Origin of the sequence: Emticicia sp. TH156, from assembly GCF_002855535.1 — a bacterium.
Taxonomy (GTDB): Bacteria; Bacteroidota; Bacteroidia; order Cytophagales; family Spirosomataceae; genus Emticicia; species Emticicia fluvialis.
The window spans coordinates 284852-302724 of the sequence record NZ_PKRS01000001.1; the positions used below are offsets into that span (position 1 = coordinate 284852).

At 43.0% G+C, this 17873-nt stretch carries 22 protein-coding genes; 11 read left to right on the forward strand and 11 right to left on the reverse strand.

Annotation, left to right across the window (positions count from 1 at the left end; genetic code table 11):
- Positions 1-38 precede the first annotated feature (38 nt).
- Entirely contained in the window at positions 39-881 is an 843-nt protein-coding gene (locus C0V77_RS01215) for a fumarylacetoacetate hydrolase family protein (protein ID WP_101724485.1), read from the reverse strand.
- Between the two features lie 229 nt (positions 882-1110).
- Between C0V77_RS01215 and C0V77_RS01220 the strand changes: the two genes are divergently transcribed.
- The gene (locus tag C0V77_RS01220) at positions 1111-1569 is read left to right on the forward strand and encodes a hypothetical protein (protein WP_101724486.1); all 459 of its coding nucleotides are present in this window, start codon (positions 1111-1113) and stop codon (positions 1567-1569) included.
- A 7-nt stretch (positions 1570-1576) separates the two neighbouring features.
- Here the strand turns inward: C0V77_RS01220 and C0V77_RS01225 are convergent, their stop codons facing one another.
- The 3 genes from C0V77_RS01225 to C0V77_RS01235 form a co-directional block, all read right to left on the reverse strand.
- Complete coding sequence (locus C0V77_RS01225) at positions 1577-1903, reverse strand: type II toxin-antitoxin system PemK/MazF family toxin (RefSeq protein ID WP_101724487.1); 327 nt, start codon at positions 1901-1903, stop codon at positions 1577-1579.
- Positions 1890-2132, reverse strand: coding sequence for a hypothetical protein (locus C0V77_RS01230; protein WP_101724488.1), 243 nt, complete (start codon positions 2130-2132; stop codon positions 1890-1892). The genes C0V77_RS01225 and C0V77_RS01230 overlap by 14 nt, the downstream gene beginning before the upstream one ends.
- Before the next feature lie 84 nt (positions 2133-2216).
- Entirely contained in the window at positions 2217-3578 is a 1362-nt protein-coding gene (locus C0V77_RS01235) for a deoxyguanosinetriphosphate triphosphohydrolase (protein WP_101724489.1), read from the reverse strand.
- A gap of 213 nt (positions 3579-3791) precedes the next feature.
- On the opposite strand from C0V77_RS01235, the gene hisH reads away from it, so the two are divergent.
- The 6 genes from hisH (at position 3792) to hisF (ending at position 7153) form a co-directional block, all read left to right on the forward strand.
- Complete coding sequence (hisH, locus tag C0V77_RS01245; protein WP_101724491.1) at positions 3792-4379, forward strand: imidazole glycerol phosphate synthase subunit HisH; 588 nt, start codon at positions 3792-3794, stop codon at positions 4377-4379.
- Positions 4380-4431: 52 nt separating this feature from the next.
- Positions 4432-4671, forward strand: a complete 240-nt coding sequence (locus C0V77_RS01250; protein ID WP_101724492.1) for a hypothetical protein — start codon at positions 4432-4434, stop codon at positions 4669-4671.
- Positions 4668-5078 carry an HNH endonuclease gene (locus C0V77_RS01255; protein ID WP_101724493.1) on the forward strand — a complete coding sequence of 137 codons (411 nt, stop codon included), beginning with the start codon at positions 4668-4670 and terminating at the stop codon, positions 5076-5078. Before C0V77_RS01250 ends, C0V77_RS01255 begins: the two co-directional genes overlap by 4 nt.
- A gap of 16 nt (positions 5079-5094) precedes the next feature.
- On the forward strand, positions 5095-5817 hold the full coding sequence (gene hisA / locus C0V77_RS01260; RefSeq protein WP_101724494.1) for a 1-(5-phosphoribosyl)-5-[(5-phosphoribosylamino)methylideneamino]imidazole-4-carboxamide isomerase: 723 nt from the start codon (positions 5095-5097) through the stop codon (positions 5815-5817).
- Positions 5814-6278 carry a GNAT family N-acetyltransferase gene (locus C0V77_RS01265; protein WP_101724495.1) on the forward strand — a complete coding sequence of 155 codons (465 nt, stop codon included), beginning with the start codon at positions 5814-5816 and terminating at the stop codon, positions 6276-6278. Before hisA ends, C0V77_RS01265 begins: the two co-directional genes overlap by 4 nt.
- 104 nt (positions 6279-6382) lie before the next feature.
- Complete coding sequence (gene hisF / locus C0V77_RS01270; RefSeq protein ID WP_101724496.1) at positions 6383-7153, forward strand: imidazole glycerol phosphate synthase subunit HisF; 771 nt, start codon at positions 6383-6385, stop codon at positions 7151-7153.
- Between the two features lie 52 nt (positions 7154-7205).
- Here the strand turns inward: hisF and C0V77_RS01275 are convergent, their stop codons facing one another.
- Together C0V77_RS01275 and C0V77_RS01280 are read right to left on the reverse strand one after the other, a co-directional pair.
- The gene (locus tag C0V77_RS01275; RefSeq protein WP_101724497.1) at positions 7206-8351 is read right to left on the reverse strand and encodes a hypothetical protein; all 1146 of its coding nucleotides are present in this window, start codon (positions 8349-8351) and stop codon (positions 7206-7208) included.
- A gap of 3 nt (positions 8352-8354) precedes the next feature.
- Entirely contained in the window at positions 8355-9356 is a 1002-nt protein-coding gene (locus C0V77_RS01280) for an NADP-dependent oxidoreductase (protein WP_101724498.1), read from the reverse strand.
- A gap of 227 nt (positions 9357-9583) precedes the next feature.
- Between C0V77_RS01280 and rpmG the strand changes: the two genes are divergently transcribed.
- The 4 genes from rpmG (at position 9584) to ftsY (ending at position 11595) form a co-directional block, all read left to right on the forward strand.
- Entirely contained in the window at positions 9584-9766 is a 183-nt protein-coding gene (gene rpmG, locus C0V77_RS01285; RefSeq protein ID WP_101724499.1) for a 50S ribosomal protein L33, read from the forward strand.
- Between the two features lie 71 nt (positions 9767-9837).
- Entirely contained in the window at positions 9838-9993 is a 156-nt protein-coding gene (locus C0V77_RS01290; protein ID WP_101724500.1) for a DUF4295 domain-containing protein, read from the forward strand.
- A 122-nt stretch (positions 9994-10115) separates the two neighbouring features.
- On the forward strand, positions 10116-10529 hold the full coding sequence (locus C0V77_RS01295; protein WP_101724501.1) for a thioesterase family protein: 414 nt from the start codon (positions 10116-10118) through the stop codon (positions 10527-10529).
- Positions 10530-10638: 109 nt separating this feature from the next.
- Positions 10639-11595 carry a signal recognition particle-docking protein FtsY gene (gene ftsY, locus C0V77_RS01300; protein ID WP_101724502.1) on the forward strand — a complete coding sequence of 319 codons (957 nt, stop codon included), beginning with the start codon at positions 10639-10641 and terminating at the stop codon, positions 11593-11595.
- A gap of 111 nt (positions 11596-11706) precedes the next feature.
- On the opposite strand, the gene C0V77_RS01305 is transcribed toward ftsY, so the two are convergent.
- From C0V77_RS01305 to C0V77_RS01325, 5 genes are all read right to left on the reverse strand, one after another.
- Positions 11707-12597, reverse strand: coding sequence for a hydroxypyruvate isomerase family protein (locus tag C0V77_RS01305; RefSeq protein ID WP_101724503.1), 891 nt, complete (start codon positions 12595-12597; stop codon positions 11707-11709).
- Between the two features lie 30 nt (positions 12598-12627).
- Positions 12628-13551, reverse strand: a complete 924-nt coding sequence (locus tag C0V77_RS01310) for a ThuA domain-containing protein (RefSeq protein WP_101724504.1) — start codon at positions 13549-13551, stop codon at positions 12628-12630.
- A gap of 30 nt (positions 13552-13581) precedes the next feature.
- On the reverse strand, positions 13582-16245 hold the full coding sequence (locus C0V77_RS01315) for a c-type cytochrome (protein ID WP_101724505.1): 2664 nt from the start codon (positions 16243-16245) through the stop codon (positions 13582-13584).
- A gap of 169 nt (positions 16246-16414) precedes the next feature.
- On the reverse strand, positions 16415-17383 hold the full coding sequence (locus tag C0V77_RS01320) for a 2-hydroxyacid dehydrogenase (RefSeq protein WP_101724506.1): 969 nt from the start codon (positions 17381-17383) through the stop codon (positions 16415-16417).
- A complete protein-coding gene (locus C0V77_RS01325) occupies positions 17383-17871 on the reverse strand; it encodes a VOC family protein (protein ID WP_101724507.1) in 489 nt (162 codons plus the stop codon). The genes C0V77_RS01320 and C0V77_RS01325 overlap by 1 nt, the downstream gene beginning before the upstream one ends.
- Positions 17872-17873: the final 2 nt, after the last annotated feature.

A 17873-nucleotide genomic window follows, 5' to 3' on the forward strand; every position in this document is an offset into this window, starting at 1 on the left:
CTTTACTTATAGGTAAAGCTCTTTTTGTATCTGAATAATTACTTAACTTCTACTGTGTTAATTAAAGTTCCGATTCCCTCAATAGTAATACGTATTTCATCGTCCACTTCAAGAGTGAAATCATCGGGCGGTACTATACCGGTGCCTGTCATCAGGAAACATCCAGACGGAAACGACATTTCTCTGAACAGAAATTCAGCCAATTCGGTATGTTTTCTCTTCATACGGCTGATAGCCACAGAATCGGTAAAATAGGGTATTCCGAAACGAACAATCTCAAGTTTAATTTGCGTATCTGAAGAAATGGGCTCGTCAAGTATGGTAATGCAGGGCCCAATGGCAGCACTTTTATCGTATGATTTGGCCTGTGGCAGATACAAGGGGTTTTCGCCCTCTATATCTCTTGAGCTCATATCGTTACCAACGGTGTAACCAGAGATCTGTCCTTTAGAATTGATAAACAGCGTCAGCTCTGGCTCAGGCACATTCCATTTAGAGTCACGGCGTATACGTACTTTTTGCCCGGAACCAACAACACGGCCAGGCGCAGACTTAAAAAACAGCTCGGGGCGCTCTGCGTCATATACTCTGTCATAAAAGTTATCTCCACCAGAGTTCTTAGACTCTTCCATGCGGGCATCACGGCTTCTGAGGTAGGTAACTCCTGATGCCCATACTTCCTGCGACTGGATTGGTGGCTGTAAACCATTTTCAATAAGCGATTGATACTCACTTACCGGCTCAAGCAGTTGTATTTCACGGAGCAGCTCGAAGAACAGATTTTCGCGGTTAATGAATAAATCCCAGTCATGATGACGTGAAAGAAAGTACTGATTCTGGTGTTCAATAACGAATCCCTGTGAGGTTTTGTAGGCTTTCATTGAATAATAGTATGGTGTTTCTCTTTTGTTTAAATGACGTACGGTCATTACCCCATAAGTCTGTTTTTGAATGCCACAGATAATACCTTACATATTACCTGCGCAAATTTTGTTAAAAACTATCAATTAAGCAACGAACCCAACTGATATTCATTATTACTTAAAAATGTTGCCTGAGTACTACGATTTTTTCTCTTAACTTAGCGGCATTAAAATAAAAAGTAAGTTTATGTTCAGGAAACTACTCTGTATCAGTGTTTTTGTTGTAATCACCAGCCGGGGCTTTTCGCAGGCTTTTACATATTACCCGTTCAACTCAGTTTTTTCTATTGCATCCAACCCTAATCAACCCGTATGGGCCGACTTCCGGTTTCAGATGAACTCCTATTTTTCTTCGCTCAGCACCGAGATATCGCCCATGGTAAATGTCATTAAACATGATAAAGCCAGGTTTTACGTTGGTGCGGGGGTAAAAGCCAATTTTTTGAATTACCTGAACGACGACCCCAAAAACAGGAATCCACTGGAAGGCTATTTTATGAATCTGGGTGTGCGTGTATCTCCTTTTAGTAAAATGCCACAGTTTCAGGGTATCTTTGAGCTATCTCCCTATGCCAATAAAAAGTTTGACCTTGGTGTTTTCAGGGCCAATCTGGGTATTGGTTATGTATTTATGAAGAAGAAATAGTATAATTTCATGGCTGTTTCAAATAATCAGCCAGTCGATTCAATAATTTTCGGTGTCTATCATCCGGTATTTTTCCTAAAGTTCCTCTGATTTGTTCCTGTGGTATCACTGCCAGAAAAGTAAGCCGAATTAAGGAAGGTTGTTTCAAATGATTTTCTAAATTCGGAAGAATTAGTTCATCAAAATTTTCAATTATCTGATGAAGCTGTGTTGAAATACCACAGACCAGAAAATCATCATATTTGGGTAGCTTTCTCAGCAAAAGTATAGGTCTGTTCTTAATATGTCCGTCTGCCTGCGGAATACTTGCCAGAACAATCTCACCTTGTTTCATTGTTGAAATCAGGGTTTATTTCAATACAATCCTCCAAAGTATACTCAGGTTCATTTACGCCAAAGGCCTGATTCAAGCCTTGATTTGATAACTGGACATACTCTTTTCTTTCATCCTCTTCACTATCCAGTAATTTAGATTCATGCTCTTTTATCCACTTTGCTACTTTCCTTTGCTCCTGACGAGACAAAGTTTTAAACAAAGTTATTAATGCACTGGAAGCTGTCATAATCAAAAATATTAATTACTTAATCATAAACGAAGAACCTATTTCAAATATAACAAAAATAATCTGCAATATTCTACTTTCAACCTACAATTGAGGTATCTGGATCCCCATAATTTTCCTGTACAAATCAATGGCGAAGAGGTCTGTCATGCCTGATATGAAATCTACTACCGCCAACAGGTTTTCGTAAAGGCTTCTCTCTTTGCCAATCATAAATTGCTTCGGAATGAGCTTCAGCAGCTTTTTTGACTTGGGCGTCTCCGGCGAAAGCACAGCCGATACAAACTCTTTCAGCAAACCACCTATTACATGGTAACCCGCTATTTCAATCTCAATTACTGACTTATCGTTATATATTTTTTTCACTGATATCTCATCAATCTTCTTAATCAGGCCAATCGTTTTTTCATCAAGCAAATCAATCAGAGGTTTGTTAAGGGTACCAGCCAGTAATGCTTCTTCATGTTCAAAAAACACTTCAGTGCATTTACTTGTCAACTGTCCTATCAGCATTGCTCGTAAGAACGATAATTTCTGTTTGTCGTCTTCAATGTTGTCTACGGTTTCGGTTATATCAGGCTTTCCCTCCCGTTTTTCAAAGAATGGCTCCAACAGTTGCCGGGCTTCATGTGTAGATAAAATTCCTAAGCGGTGGGCATCTTCCAGATCAATAATTCTGTAACAGATATCGTCTGCGGCTTCTACCAGAAATACAAATGGGTGGCGGGCATAAATGTGAGCCGTGTCGTCTAAACGGTTAAGCCCCAGTTCTGTTGCAATACGCCGAAAAAAATCACTCTCAGAATCAAAAAAACCTGACTTTTTAGTTGATATCAATCCGCCTTTTCTGAATCCTGAGGTGGAATCAGACGGATACTTGACTATCGAAGCCAGGGTGGCATAGGTAAGATTCAGGCTGCTTTGGTTAAAAATGGTGGTCAGAATCCTGAACGCATTGGCATTGCCCTCAAAACTCCTGAAGTCGTTAAGCTGGTTTTCTGTCAGGCCTTCTTCAAGAAGTTTACGTTTGTCTTCGTCCAGTTCTTTAAAGTACGTACGGATGGCATCTTCACCCGAATGCCCGAACGGAGGGTTACCAATATCATGGGCAATACAGGCCGTCATCACTACTGCCGACAGCTCAAATTTATAAAACTCCTTTGCCTCCTGGCTTAGCCCGGCATCATATTTGGCAACTATCTTTTCGCCAATGGCTTTGCCAAGCGAACGCCCGACAGATGCTACCTCGAGACTATGCGTAAGGCGATTGTGTACAAAAACTGCTCCGGGTAATGGAAATACCTGCGTTTTGTTTTGCAAACGCCTGAATTGCGACGAGAAAATCAGACGGTCGTAGTCGCGCATGTAATCATTACGGAATATATCCTGCCCCGGTTTGTCTTCCTTGCCTAAGCGTTTATTAGAAAAAAGCGTTTGCCAGTTCATTTATTACTTCAAATTTTGCTGCAAGATACAAATGCCGGTTTGTAATCTGGTACAAAATGTTTATTCTCTGGCCAGCCATTTAAAGCACAAACAAATAAATTAAACAAAGCAAAGAAATAGTAGTACTTTTTTGGCAAATCTGTATAATTGTTGGCAGATAGAAGTAGATTTGTATAAACAACACCAAAGTTATTATCTTCAATTTTTTCTGATTTGAAAGTCATCATAATTAAATACAATGCAGGCAATGTACAGTCGGTTATGTATGCGTTGGAGCGTATTGGCGTAGCCTATGAATTGTCTGACAACCCCGAAACAATCCGTGCCGCCGAAAGGATTATTTTTCCGGGTGTAGGTGAGGCCAGCACAGCCATGAAAAGCCTGCGTGAAAACGGCCTTGACCAATTGATACCCACACTGAAACAACCTTTTCTGGGTACCTGTGTAGGAATGCAATTGCTCTGCCGGTCGTCGGAAGAAAACAATACCGATTGCCTGGGTGTGTTTGATGTACCCATTCTGCGTTTTCCGCAAATAAAAGGCTTTAAGGTACCGCAAACCGGCTGGAACGACATTTACGATTATGCTTGCCCTTTAACCGACGGATTAAACAGCAATGCTTTTGTATATTATAACCATGGGTATTATGCGCCCTTGTGCGACTTTACCGTAGCTAAAACCACCTATATGCTTGAGTATTCGGCCATGTTGCAAAAAGACAATTTTTATGCGGCGCAGTTTCACTCAGAAATAAGCGGAGACGTGGGGCAGAAAATCTTTGAGAACTTTCTGAAATTGTAATTCGCATGATTTTCATGACAAATGCGTTATATTTGTATAAAACAGTACGACCATGACTATCTACAATACATATGATCAATTGGCAGAATTAATTGCAGGTCTTGACCCGGCTAAGGTTTTAGCATTAAAGGCCACTGATGAAATGCAGACTCGTCTGGAAAATCTAATTGAAAAGTCAAAAGAAAGTAGTCTGGATAGAAGAGAGAAAGACGAATTGGATCATTATATAGCATTGGAAAGACTTATCCGCCTGGCTAAGATTCGTGCTCAATCTCCTGAACAAGCCTCATGAGTCGTTATATATCTGAAGCACTCCGTAATAAAGTTGCTAAAAGAGCCCTATTTCGATATGAGTATTGTCGAATCCATTCCGGAAATTCATTCTTTGTCTTTCATATTGACCATATTGTAAGTCTGAAACACAGCGGACCTACGACAGCCGAGAATCTGGCATATACCTGTCAGATTTGTAATAACAACAAAGGCTCTGATATAGCTACTTTTTTAGAAGAGTCCAATATTCCGGTACGTTTTTTCAATCCCCGCATCGATAATTGGAATGACCATTTTATAGCAGGCGAATCAGGCTTACTTGAGGCAAAAACCGACATTGGTACAGCTACTATTAAAATTCTGGATTTAAATCATCCCGATTCAATTATTGAAAGACGTGAGATGATTCGCCGGGGTATTTTCTAACAATTAACAAAATTTTATGCTACAAATTATACCAGCCATTGACATTATAGAAGGTAAATGTGTACGCCTCACACAGGGAGACTACTCACAAAAGAAAACTTATAATGAAAACCCGCTCGAAGTAGCCAAAATGTTTGAGGATGCGGGTATTAAACGCTTGCATCTGGTTGATTTAGACGGCGCCAAGCAGAAGAAAATCATTAACGCCAAAGTACTGGAAACGATAGCTTCTAAAACTAATCTGCACATTGATTTTGGTGGAGGGGTGCAGTCAGACACAGACATTAAGCTGGCTTTTGATTGTGGTGCCAGACAAATTACAGGAGGCAGTATTGCGGTTAAAAATCCTGAGTTGTTTGAGTCCTGGATACAAACCTACGGCAGCGAAGCCATTATTCTGGGCGCTGATGCCAAAGGAGAAAAAATTGCCGTAAGCGGTTGGGAAGAAGAAACCAGTGTTTGGGTATATGATTTTGTAGGCGAGTGGATTCAGAAAGGTATTCAATACACCATCAGCACCGATGTGGCCAAAGATGGCCTGTTGCAGGGGCCATCAGTAGATTTATACAAAAAAATGCAGGAGCAATTTCCGGACCTGAAAGTGATTGCCAGCGGCGGGGTTAGCTCGATGCAAGACCTGGAAGAATTGGCCGAACTGAATATTTTTGGTGTAATTGTAGGCAAAGCTATTTACGAAAACCGCATTAGCCTGAAAGACATAGAACGCAGATTTATATGATTCACGAGTTCAGAAAAGACGGCTTCCTCATCAGCACCGACAAACAACTATTGCAGTTTGACGTAATTCATGATTTTCTGAAAACCAGCTATTGGTCGCCCGGCATCCCGCTTGATGTAGTAAAACGTGCAGCAGGGGGCTCTATTGCTTTTGGTATTTATAAAGAAAGCGGTGAACAGGTCGGTTATGCACGGGTGATTTCTGACTGTGCTACTTTTGCCTATCTGGCAGATGTATTTGTACTGGAAACTGAGCGAGGCAAGGGGCTATCAAAATGGTTGATGGAATGCCTATTGCAACTGCCCGAACTTCAGAGACTTAGACGGTGGTCGTTGGCTACAAGAGATGCGCACGGTTTATATGCCCAATTCGGGTTTACGCCTTTAGATAACCCCGACATCATGATGCAAATAGCCAGACCCAATATTTATATAGAGATGAAAGAAGCAAATGGTGAATGATGAATGGCGAATTAGCGAATAATTTTAAATTTTGCCGGGATGGCTCAGTTCAAGATTAATTACTTAACCACTCATTCACTAAATTACTAAATAAATTACCAACCATGCTTACCAAACGAATTATTCCTTGTTTAGACATAAAAGACGGACGCACAGTTAAGGGTACAAATTTTGTAAACCTGCGTGATGCCGGCGACCCCGTTGAACTAGGCGCTGCCTATGCTGAACAAGGTGCCGACGAACTGGTGTTTCTGGATATTACCGCAACTGTTGAAGAGCGAAAGACGCTCATTGAATTGGTAAAAAGAGTAGCCAGAACTGTCAATATTCCGTTTTGTGTAGGTGGCGGTATAGGCTCGGTGTCTGACGTATCAAAACTGCTTAATGCCGGGGCTGATAAGGTCTCTATCAATTCCTCTGCCGTTCGTAATCCTGACCTGATTAATGAACTGGCGCTTGAATTTGGTTCGCAGTGCATAGTGGTTGCTATAGACACCCGATACATTACACTTGACAACGGTTTACAGGAACATATCGTACATACACATGGTGGCCGTAAGCCAACCGAATTAAGAACCATCGCCTGGGCAAAAGAAGTAGAAAACAGAGGAGCCGGAGAGATACTGCTTACCTCAATGGATACCGACGGTACCAAAGCAGGATTCGCCCTTGAATTAACAGCCTTGATTTCAGACAATGCCAATATACCTGTTATAGCCTCGGGTGGTGCCGGAACAATGGAACATTTTTATGAGGTATTCACAGACGGTAAAGCAGACGCAGGTCTGGCAGCCAGTATTTTCCACTTCAAAGAAATCGGTATTCCTGAATTAAAACATTATCTGCGCGAAAAAGGCATTTCTATGAGAATTTAGTCTTTGCATATCCCGATAATGGTTTCCCAATTATTCCGCAGCCTCTGGCCGTTTAATATTTCTGACGTTCAATCAGGTTTTCAAGAATCAACACCAGTTCATGCGCTTCGCATTCCCAGTGCATGTGGGTAATGGCCATAGGCGCCAAAAACCGCAAGACCGGATTTTCATAAGCCCCCAGTAAAGCGGCTCTAAAATAGTAAAACGGAGCCTTAAAGGTCGTATTAACCCGGGGTTCAGATAAAATCTGTTCTATTGCTTTCTTAAAGCCAGAATGCCCCTTTCTGCTCAACCTGAGTAAGGCCGTCTGTAGAATTACTCTATTCATGCCCCATTTGTGTTTTTCAAGCAACGTAAGCGTGTCTTCTATAAGTTTGTTTCGGTAAGCCTCCAGATGAGGCACTTCAAAGTCTCCCAGCAAACGCGCATAATGATAAATAATTAAAAGAGCGGTTGCATAGTTACGTGCTACCACAAACGGTTTTTTGAGGTATTCGTTATGTTCTATAATGCCGCTCAGATAAGCGTAAGTATCTGCATCATACTCATTGTAAGGCAGTCTATGCCTTTCAAACAAATACATTAGGTTGCATAAAGCACAGGCATCAAACTCAATACCCATATTTTTACCAAACCAGGTTGAGTACCCCCTGAGATGTTTATAATGGCTGAAAGTATTCTTTATCTGCCGCACCCTGGCAGGCCCGGGCGACAAATTGGCATGCTGTTGTAGTTTTTCTTTCAACCAGCCCGCCTCCTTTTTATTTGCAGGTTGTGTAAGATACACCAGCGCGGTATCATCAATATCATCAGGTATCCTGAAATGCTCCATCCTATGGAAAACATATCCACCAGAAAAATGCCCTGAACGTCTGCCGTCTTTAGGTGTTTGCCAGAAATTGTAAGTACCCAGCCCGTCTTTATTTTGATGAGCCGGATAATTGTTGACTGCTTTTGCGGTAATAGTCTCAATTACAGCCTGGTTAGCTGCACTCAGATAAGACTTCAGCTGATTCAGTACAAATACAATAGTAGCCGTGTAAAATATATTATTGTCGGGCCGTCGGTATCTCAGGTAGGGATTCTGACGGTAAGAAGGGAAAATGCCCTCAGGGAAGTATGCATCGCCCCGCGATTGAAGCGAGGCGATGCTCTGAATAATGGAATCTATTGAATTAACTGAAACTGCCTGGCGCATGGTCTACAGTATTTTCAGAACCAGCTTGCCTGTGTTTTCACCTTTAAACAACTTCATGAGTGTATCCTGAAATGCTTTCACACCACCTTCGGCAATATCAACCCTGGCATTGAGCTTGCCTTCAGCTACCCAACCGGCCATTTCTTTTATAGCTTTGCCATAATTGGCAGCATTATCAAAAACAACGATGCCTTCCATACGTGCCCGGTTTACCAATAACGACATATAATTACTTGGCCCTACGGGTTTTTGAATAGCATTGTATTGCGATATGGCCCCGCAAATAACAATTCTGGCTTTCATGTTTATCAGTGTCAGGGCGGTGTCCAGTATTTCGCCTCCAACGTTATCAAAATATACATCTACACCATCCGGGCAAGCCTCTTTCATGTTTCTTCTCAGGTTTCCGGTCTTATAATCCACACAGGCATCAAAGCCTAACTCTTCTACTACATATCTGCATTTTTCTTCTCCGCCGGCAATACCCACAGCCCGGCAGCCTTTAATTTTTGCTATCTGGCCTACAACACTTCCAACGGCACCCGCCGCACCAGAAACCAGCACGGTTTCGCCGGGTTTGGGCTGGCCGGTCTCCAACAAACCAAAATACGCCGTAAGACCCGACATACCCAGTGTACCCAGATAAGCAGGCAAAGGCACAAAGGCGGGGTCAACCTTTACCAGATGCTTACCATCCAGCACGGCGTATTCCTGCACACCTGTAATACCAGTTACGGAGTCTCCGGCGGCAAAATCCGGATGCTTTGAATCAACCACCAAACCTGCCCCCAAGGCACGCATTACTTCGCCTATATTTACAGGTCTTACGTAAGACTTCCCCTCGTTCATCCACCCGCGCATGGCTGGGTCTATTGAAAGATATTGTACTTTTACAAGAACTTCATTATCCTGTAAATCGGGTACATCTATGTCTTCAATCTCCCAACATTCAGGAGTTGGGTTACCAATCGGGCGGGCCAGTAAATTAATGCGTGTATTTTTCATAAACTATCAGGTTGATTTTATCTCCATTTTTCAAAACTATTACATAAAAACAAATTATTATCAATTTTTATAGACGAATTCTCGTGCTTGTGTATAAATTTACGTTTACAAGTAAAAAAACTAAGAAATATTTGAAAAACTTTTGCAGGATTTTTGGTTAATAATCAGGAGTTTAGTATCTTTGCAGCCCGAAATTAGATTAGCAAAGATATTAAATACATAAAACAATGGCGAAGAAAGGCAATCGTGTACAAGTCATTTTAGAGTGCACTGAGCAAAAAACAAGCGGTGTAGCAGGTATGTCTCGCTACGTAACTACCAAAAATCGTAAGAACACTACCAGTCGTTTGGAGTTAAAGAAATATAACCCATTCCTGAAAAAACATACAGTACATAAAGAAATTAAATAATTTTTGATTGCAGGGGTTCATCAGATTTTATCAGAATCCTGAGAATCAATACATAATAAAACGATACTAAAATGGCAAAGAAAGTAGTCGCTACGCTTCGTGATAAAACCGCAGGTAAGAACTTCGCAAAAGTTATCAAGGCTGTGAAGTCTCCAAAAACCGGTGCATATACTTTCAAGGAAGAAATGGTTCCTATGGAAGAATTGCAAAGTGCTTTAAAAGCATAATTCCGATAAAAATATTGGTTGAAGCCTTCTTGCATTCAAGAGGGCTTTTTTGTTTTGGCAACCAAGGCAGGTAATATTGCCTCTGTTTTGTGAATAACCTTCTAACACTTTAGCTGAACAAATTGGAAACCCCGCAAAGTAATGAACACCTCTTCCCGATTAAGGTGATTGCCAGTGACATCGACGAGCTCAACCATGTGAACAACATTGTTTATTTGCGCTATGTGCAGGAGGCCGCCGGCAACCACTGGCACACCACAGTGCCAGAAAATTTAAGCGCGCAGATTATCTGGGTGGTGCGCAGGCATGAAATAGATTACCTGAAGCCCGCTTTTCTGGGCGATGAGCTGACAGTAAAAACCTGGGTTGATAATTTTACAGGCGTAACCAGCGACCGCCACTGCGAAATATGGAGAGGGCCTGAGCTACTGGCGCGGTCAAGAACTATATGGGTGTCGCTTGATGCAGGCACGTTTCGCCCCAAGCGTATAGGCGAAGAAATCGCCAGTTTATTTTTTGGCTCCGTAAAGGAATAAAAGTCAGATTATATTGAAAATTAAACTGAATGTATAACAAAATTGTTATAGTTTTGTCATGATTCACACAATCTTAGCCGATTGTTCATTTTTATACTATTGTTGTTAAATGGGATTATTTGACTTCTTTTCGAAAGAAAAAAAACAGACACTTGATAAAGGACTGGAGAAATCAAAAACAAGCATTTTTGATAAACTCTCGCGTGCCATTGTGGGTAAGTCGAAAGTAGATGATGAGATTCTGGACGAATTGGAAGAGATTCTGATTAGCTCAGATGTGGGCGTTGAAACTACCGTGAAGATTATCAGAAGAATTGAAGCCAGAGTAGAAAGAGATAAATATACCAACGTTGAAGAATTAGACAGAATCCTGCGTGAAGAAACTGCTGCATTATTGGCCGAAAACAACTCGCAGGATGTAAAAGATAGTTTTGAAACAGAGCACCTGCCCAAACCGTATGTACTGATGGTTGTGGGTGTAAACGGCGTAGGTAAAACCACCACCATTGGCAAGCTGGCTTATCAGTTTCAGAAAAGAGGCCAAAAAGTGGTTCTGGGTGCTGCGGATACTTTCAGAGCAGCAGCTGTTGACCAGCTAAAGCTATGGGGGCAACGTTTGGGTGTGCCTGTGATAGACCATGGTATGAATACCGACCCATCATCAGTAGCGTTTGATGCCGTGAAAAAGGGAATGGAAATGAATGCCGATATTATTATTATTGATACGGCAGGGCGTTTACATACCAAAGTAAACCTAATGAACGAGCTGGGGAAAATTAAGCGGGTGGTTCAGAAATTTCTACCCGAAGCACCGCATGAAGTGATGCTTGTGCTGGACGGCAGCACCGGCCAGAACGCTGTAATTCAGGCGCGAGAGTTTACGAAAGTAACAGAGATAGATTCATTAAGTATCACAAAGTTAGACGGAACCGCCAAAGGTGGGGTAGTGATTGGTATTTCAGACGAATTCAAGATTCCTGTAAAGTACATTGGTGTTGGCGAGCAAATGGACGACCTCCAGGTATTTAACAAAATGGAGTTTGTGGATTCGTTGTTTAAGAAATAGCACAATTGTTTTGCCGCAAAGTACAGAACAGACACGAAGTCTCAGAATCTTAGATAACTACAAAAGCCGCTTTTCAGCGGCTTTTGTAGTTCATTCTATTAGAGCAGCTGATTAAGCTACATCACAAATTTTCACACTTTGCTTGAGAGAAGCAATCTGGTCTGCACGTTTTGGTACAAACTCCTGCCCTACAAAACCTTTATAGCCTGTATCTACAATTGCTTTCATAATTGCCGGGTAGTTCAGCTCCTGCGTGTCATCAATTTCTGCACGGCCTGGCACACCGCCAGTATGATAATGCGCAAAATATGGGTGATACTTTTTGATGGTGGCAATTACGTCACCTTCCATAATCTGCATGTGGTAGATGTCATATAACAACTTGAATTTATCTGAGCCCACCTTATCGCACAATTCAACGCCCCATTTGGTGTGGTCGCACATATAGTCTTTATGGTTTACTTTGCTGTTTAGGAGCTCCATTACCATGGTAATACCATATTTCTCGGCCGATGGCATCAGTTTTTTCAAACCTGCGGTACAGTTCTCCAATCCTTGTTCGTCAGACATACCTCTGCGGTTACCTGAAAAACAAATCACTTTGTCGTATCCGGCGGCTTTCAGTTTCGGAAAAATACCTTCAAAACTGGCTATCAGTTCAGGATGAAGGGCCGGGTCGTTAAACCCTTTCTCAATACCCAGCCCGGCACCCCAGGGCAAAGCGCAGGTAAGGCCGAATTTCCTGATAGTTGGCCATTCATCAGGGCCTTGCAACTCTACCGATTTCATACCCATATTGGCGGCCTCACGGCATAGGTCTTCCAAAGGTATTTTGCTATAACACCAACGCGCAACCGAGTGGTTAATTTTACCGTTCAGTTCGGCGCCCAATACTTTTTCGTTTGCTGCAAAAGCTTCTGTAAGGGTCATAGGTGCCGATAATATTGCCGCACTGCCTATGATGTTTTTCAGGGCCGAACGACGAGATGAGTTAGCTTCCATTGATTATGTAAATTAAATTGAATAGTTCTTTTAATCTCTGATACTTACACTTTGAGCCGTCGGGAAATCTTTCGGAACAGCCTGTGTTACTTTACCCGTAGCCGCCCACTCGGTACCTCTCTGAAGGGTAGTAATAAATCCATTGCATTTCTGAGAATAGTTGCCATGCCCCAGAGTGGTATGAAATACCCTGCCTTTACCGTAAGTGATGGTCATAAGCATTGGTTCTATTCTGCCCGAGCCTCGTTTTTCTTTGTCGCTGTATGCGGTTGCTAAAACCTCCATGTTTTCAGCAGGGCCCCTCAATCTGTCATACAACTCGTCTTTTTCGTGCAGCCATGCTTCTGGCAAACCCTTGGTTATCGGGTGTTTTGTATTGTGTACTTTTACCAGAAACTGGTGTTCTACTCCATGACTCCCCCCCTGGCCGGCACTTTTATCATGTACGAAGTTATGCTTTTCCTGGTCATAATACACATAAGGGCCAGATTTTTCGGTGCGATTACCCCAGCCGCCCAAGCCTATCATTTTATTGTAGGCGTCCCACTCCGGAAAAGCGTTGTCGGCAGCATGCACCACCACAAAGCCTCCGCCATTACTTACAAACTTTTCAAAAGCTGCTTTGGTGGCATCAGACCATGAATCACCGTTGTAATTAGACAATACTACCTGATACGCTGAAAAATCAGGCTTAAAGGTACTCATATCGCCTTTTTCGGACGGTGTGGTGGCCACATCTACTTTAAAAAGCCCCGTTTCTTCCAGATACCCCTTCATCATGCTGGTGGTCTGCGGCCAGTTTTTGTGGTTATTCCGTCCGTCAATAATTAAAACATTCACAGGCTGCTTTGCTTTCTTCTGCCCCCAAGCCCGGCCCGTCAGTATAATTGAGAACACCGCCAGAATTATAAGGAGTTTTCCGGCAAAACTTCGCTTGATTAATGCTGTTTTCATTATTTCAGATTTTATAGGATACCTCCAAAACTATTTTTTGCTCTTACGAGTATAAACCTCATGATTTTCGTTTCCACCTGATTTCAGATAAGCAATCAGATCTTTCAGTTCATCTTCGTTCAAACTGTTTATCAGACCCGGAAGCATGACCGATACCGACGAATACTTGCTTGAAACTACATCTTTTTTGGCTACTTTCATCAGTACGTCTGGCGCATAAGGATTCTGCGAAATGTAATAGAACGTTTTATCTTCATTTGCCAGCCGGCCCACAACAGAATCACCGTTTTTAAGTATCAGCTGTGTTGCAGCATATTGGTCTGACACCGCCTTGCTTGGATCTATAATAGCCTCAAGAATATCTTTGGTAGAGAAGCGGGTACCCAGCTGTGTTAAATCAGGACCAACGTTGCCGCCTTCGCCCTGAATACTATGGCAGCGGCTACAGGTAATGGCATTATACATATCTTTACCCTGCTGGAAATTCCGCGCGCCTGCGTCTTTATCTACCACTTCTACGGCGTTGTCAAGTTTCCAGTTTTTACCCGGGCCTTTCGGATAATTTTGTATTACCAGGTCATTGCCCGATTTAGACAGCATGTCTGCCCCAGAGAGCTTTTCATAATACGCTACCTGTTGTTTCGGCACGTTCTCCAAAGCCAGTTTACGCATCCTGTCTATGAAACCAATGTAGCTTACACCACCCTTATAGTTAAGAGCATTGCGCAACCATTTAAAGTATTTTTCTCTCAGCGGTGGTGTCCAACCTGTTTTGGCCGATGTAAGCACCGTGGCAATGTAGGTCTGTTGCACCGGAGGTGTTTTCTCTAACATTTTGGCAATATCAAGGCCATACTGTGGGTTTCTCATAATTAAATCTGCCGACGAGGTGGCCGTTTGTCCGCCAGCAATGGTGCCGGCTGCTTCTTTCTTGTCAAGAAGTGCCACGCATTTGGCAACTGCTCCCGGCGCCTCTAAATGCACAAGAATCCTGCTCAGCAACTTGTTCTGCTCGTTTCCGGTTGAAGGAAACTGCGGATTCATATACGCAATCATTCTTGTTTTTGTGGCTGGCTCGGGTTCACCCATTCGTACAATTACCAATTCAAAAGCACGGAGAATATCAATTTTCTGCGATTCTGATAAAGCAACATAGTTTACACTTAACAACGATTTCAGGATGCTTTCTTTCAATTCCGGCTGCCCCTGTCGTGCCAGGCCAATCATGGCATTAATTACCTTAACGGGGTCTTTTTCTGCCAGGGCTTTCTGTTGCCACTCTGCCACTGGCTGATGCTCTAATGCCAGCCTTGATGCATAACGGATAAACCTGTCCGGATGGCTTAAGTTAGGCCAGGCTTTATCTATAGCCAGCGGATTAGGGTCAGTATGGAAACTTTCAATTTCTCTTCTGAGTGTGTTTTCTTTGGTAGGTACACTTGCAAGAGAAGTTTCAACAGCCTCGTTGCCATTATAATAGACACGATACAAATCTGATTCAAGTCTCCGGCCGCCTGTCAGGAAATAAAGGGCGCCATCCGGGCCAATTACACCGTCGGTCAGCGGTAGAGGTAAACCAGATAAGAACTCGTCTCTTTCGGCAGTATAAGATGAACCACTTGGTTTTAGATGTATAGCATGAACGATACCGAAACTCCAGTCGAACGCCAATAGGACATTTTTATATTTTGCCGGGAATTTAGCGTCTCTGGTATGCAGCAGGTTGGTTGGTGACCCCTGACCGATACCAACAACAGGCGGAAGGTTATCAGGCAATACCGGTTCCCAGGTTCCGGAGCCTGTTCGCCAGCCATATTCACTGGCACTGGTTACATGGCATATACGGGTTGGGCGATACCATGGCAGGCCGAAGTCCCACTCCATATCCGAATCATAGGCGAATAAATCGCCCACTTCATTAAAGGCAATATCATAAGTATTTCTATAGCCACCGCTCACTAATTCCCAATGTTTGCCATCCGGGTCTACATTGGCTATCCAACCGCCCGGTTCCTTGCGGTCGGTGGCATGGCCACGAGGGTCTTTTATGTGCGGAAACAGTTTGTCGTATTTCCAGTTGGGTGGCAGGCGATACGAATCAAACTTCGGTGGGTCGGTATAGTTACCGGCTACAATGTATAAAGATTTTTTATCGAACGATAATATAACACTGTGCGGGCCATGCTCGCCATCTCCTTTCAGTTCTTTCAGCAAAGTTACCTTGTCGAACTGGTCGTCTCCGTTAGTATCCTGTAAGCGATATAAGCCACTTTTACGCGGAAACTTCTTGTTGCTGCTGTTGTTCATCATCACATACAGACTATTGAAGGCATACAACAAACCCTGCGCATTTCCCAGAGCGACGGTGTCTCCCTGAACTGTCAGTTTTTCTACTTTAGGCTTTGTACCTTGCCCAATGGCAGGAATGGTAAGCCGGTATAAAATACCATACTGGTCTGAGGTAATCATGCGGCCTTTGTCGTCAAAGGCCATCGAAACCCATGAGCCCTGCTCGTTTTCTGAAGGGCTGTACAGGTGTTCTGCCTTAAAGCCCGATTGCAGCTTTAATTTGGCTATTTTAGGGTTTTCATCTGCCGTAGCCGGATTCTCCTTCAGGTTTGAGTAAGAAGCCACCATCAGGAATACCCCAGTAACACCCACAAGGAGTTTCAGTGCATTTGGTTGAGTGTACATTAGTTTATTTTTTAGGATTGAATGTCGGTTTATTCCGGCCCCTTCTCTACATCGTCTCGGTAAGCAATGCGCCATAACAGCACAAATGAGATTTTTGATGGCTCCCTCAACAAGAGGAAGGCTAACCGGGGCCCAATGGTTTACCTTATGATACTGAAATACAATTCAGCTATAAATTCAGGTCTTTTCTGTTAAAAATACTTTCCGGCTGTGGGGCATGACCTGCCAGAATGGCCAGCACGTTTTTAACGGTTGACACACACATATTTCTGTAAGTAGTTGCTGTCAGGCTACCTACGTGCGCCGTAATAATGGTTTTCGGATGGCTTAACAGGGGTTCATCTGCCGCCGGGGGTTCTGTTACCAAAACATCGGCGCCAAAACCAGCAATTGCACCACTATTGAGCGCATTAATCAGGGCGGCCTGGTCTACCAAAGCCCCACGCGCAGTATTAACCAGCATAGCCGTAGGTTTCATTAAAGACAGTTCCTTTTCGCCAATCAGGTTTTTGGTATCTTCAAACAAAGGCAAATGTAAGGTAACTATATCTGAGACGCTCAATACTTCTTCAAGCGGCAATGCCTGATAGGCTGACTGCACCGGAAATTTATCCCAGTAAACCACATTCATTTGAAAGGCATCGCCTAATTTAGCTACACGCTTCCCAATATTACCCATACCCAGAACACCCAGCGTTTTGCCTTGCAGTTCGTCTCCATCAAACTGGTTGCGCCATTCCCAGTTGCCGGCTTTTACCTGCCTTGCCGATTCGTAAAAATTACGTTGAAGCATCAACATCAGCGTAATAGCATGTTCTGCAATGGTACTAGAGTTTGACCCCGGCGCATTAACCACCTTTATGGCACGGGCTGAAGCCTCTTTTACGTCTACGTTATCCAGGCCAACTCCGCAGCGGGCAATTACCTGCAGCGCCGGGCAGGCCTCCATCAGTTGTTTATTGCCCTGCCCTTTCCCACGGGTAATGACGGCGTGGATAGAATTTTCAGCAAGAATTTCCGTCTGAGTTTTTTCTCCCCATACGGTAAAAATCTCAATCTCTCCTGCACTGGCGGCACTATTCAGCAAATCCATTGCCTCGTCGGCAACGGTTTCTAAAAGCAATACGTTTTTTTTCATTATCTGTCGTGATACAAAGTAGCATTTGCCGATTTATATCCTCTGAAATCGTTACGGCCTGAAACATAAATACCTTCATGAAAAAGCTCGTCTTCAAAAATACGAGGGTCTACATCACTACCCGGCGCTGAAGAAATCTCAACCAGATTACCTGAGGGGTCTCTTACAAACATCTGCATGGCGCCATCAGGCAGCTTACGCACCTTGCCCCAAGGCGTAATATCAATTATGCCCAGCTCTTTCATACGGAAAAAGATGGTATTAAAATCATCTACCTGCACGCATATATGCGCTCTGAAAGAAACGGCATCTTCCCATTCAGAAATATGTAATTGCTGCTCTTCGTTAAACTTGAAAAAAGCTGCGGGGTAATCAAACAAAAATGCCGGAAGTGGTTCAAGCCCCAGTTCATTTTCATAAAATTCACAAGCCTTTTCAAGGTTGTCTACTATAACGGTTACGTGGTTTATTTTAACTGCTCTTGCCATAG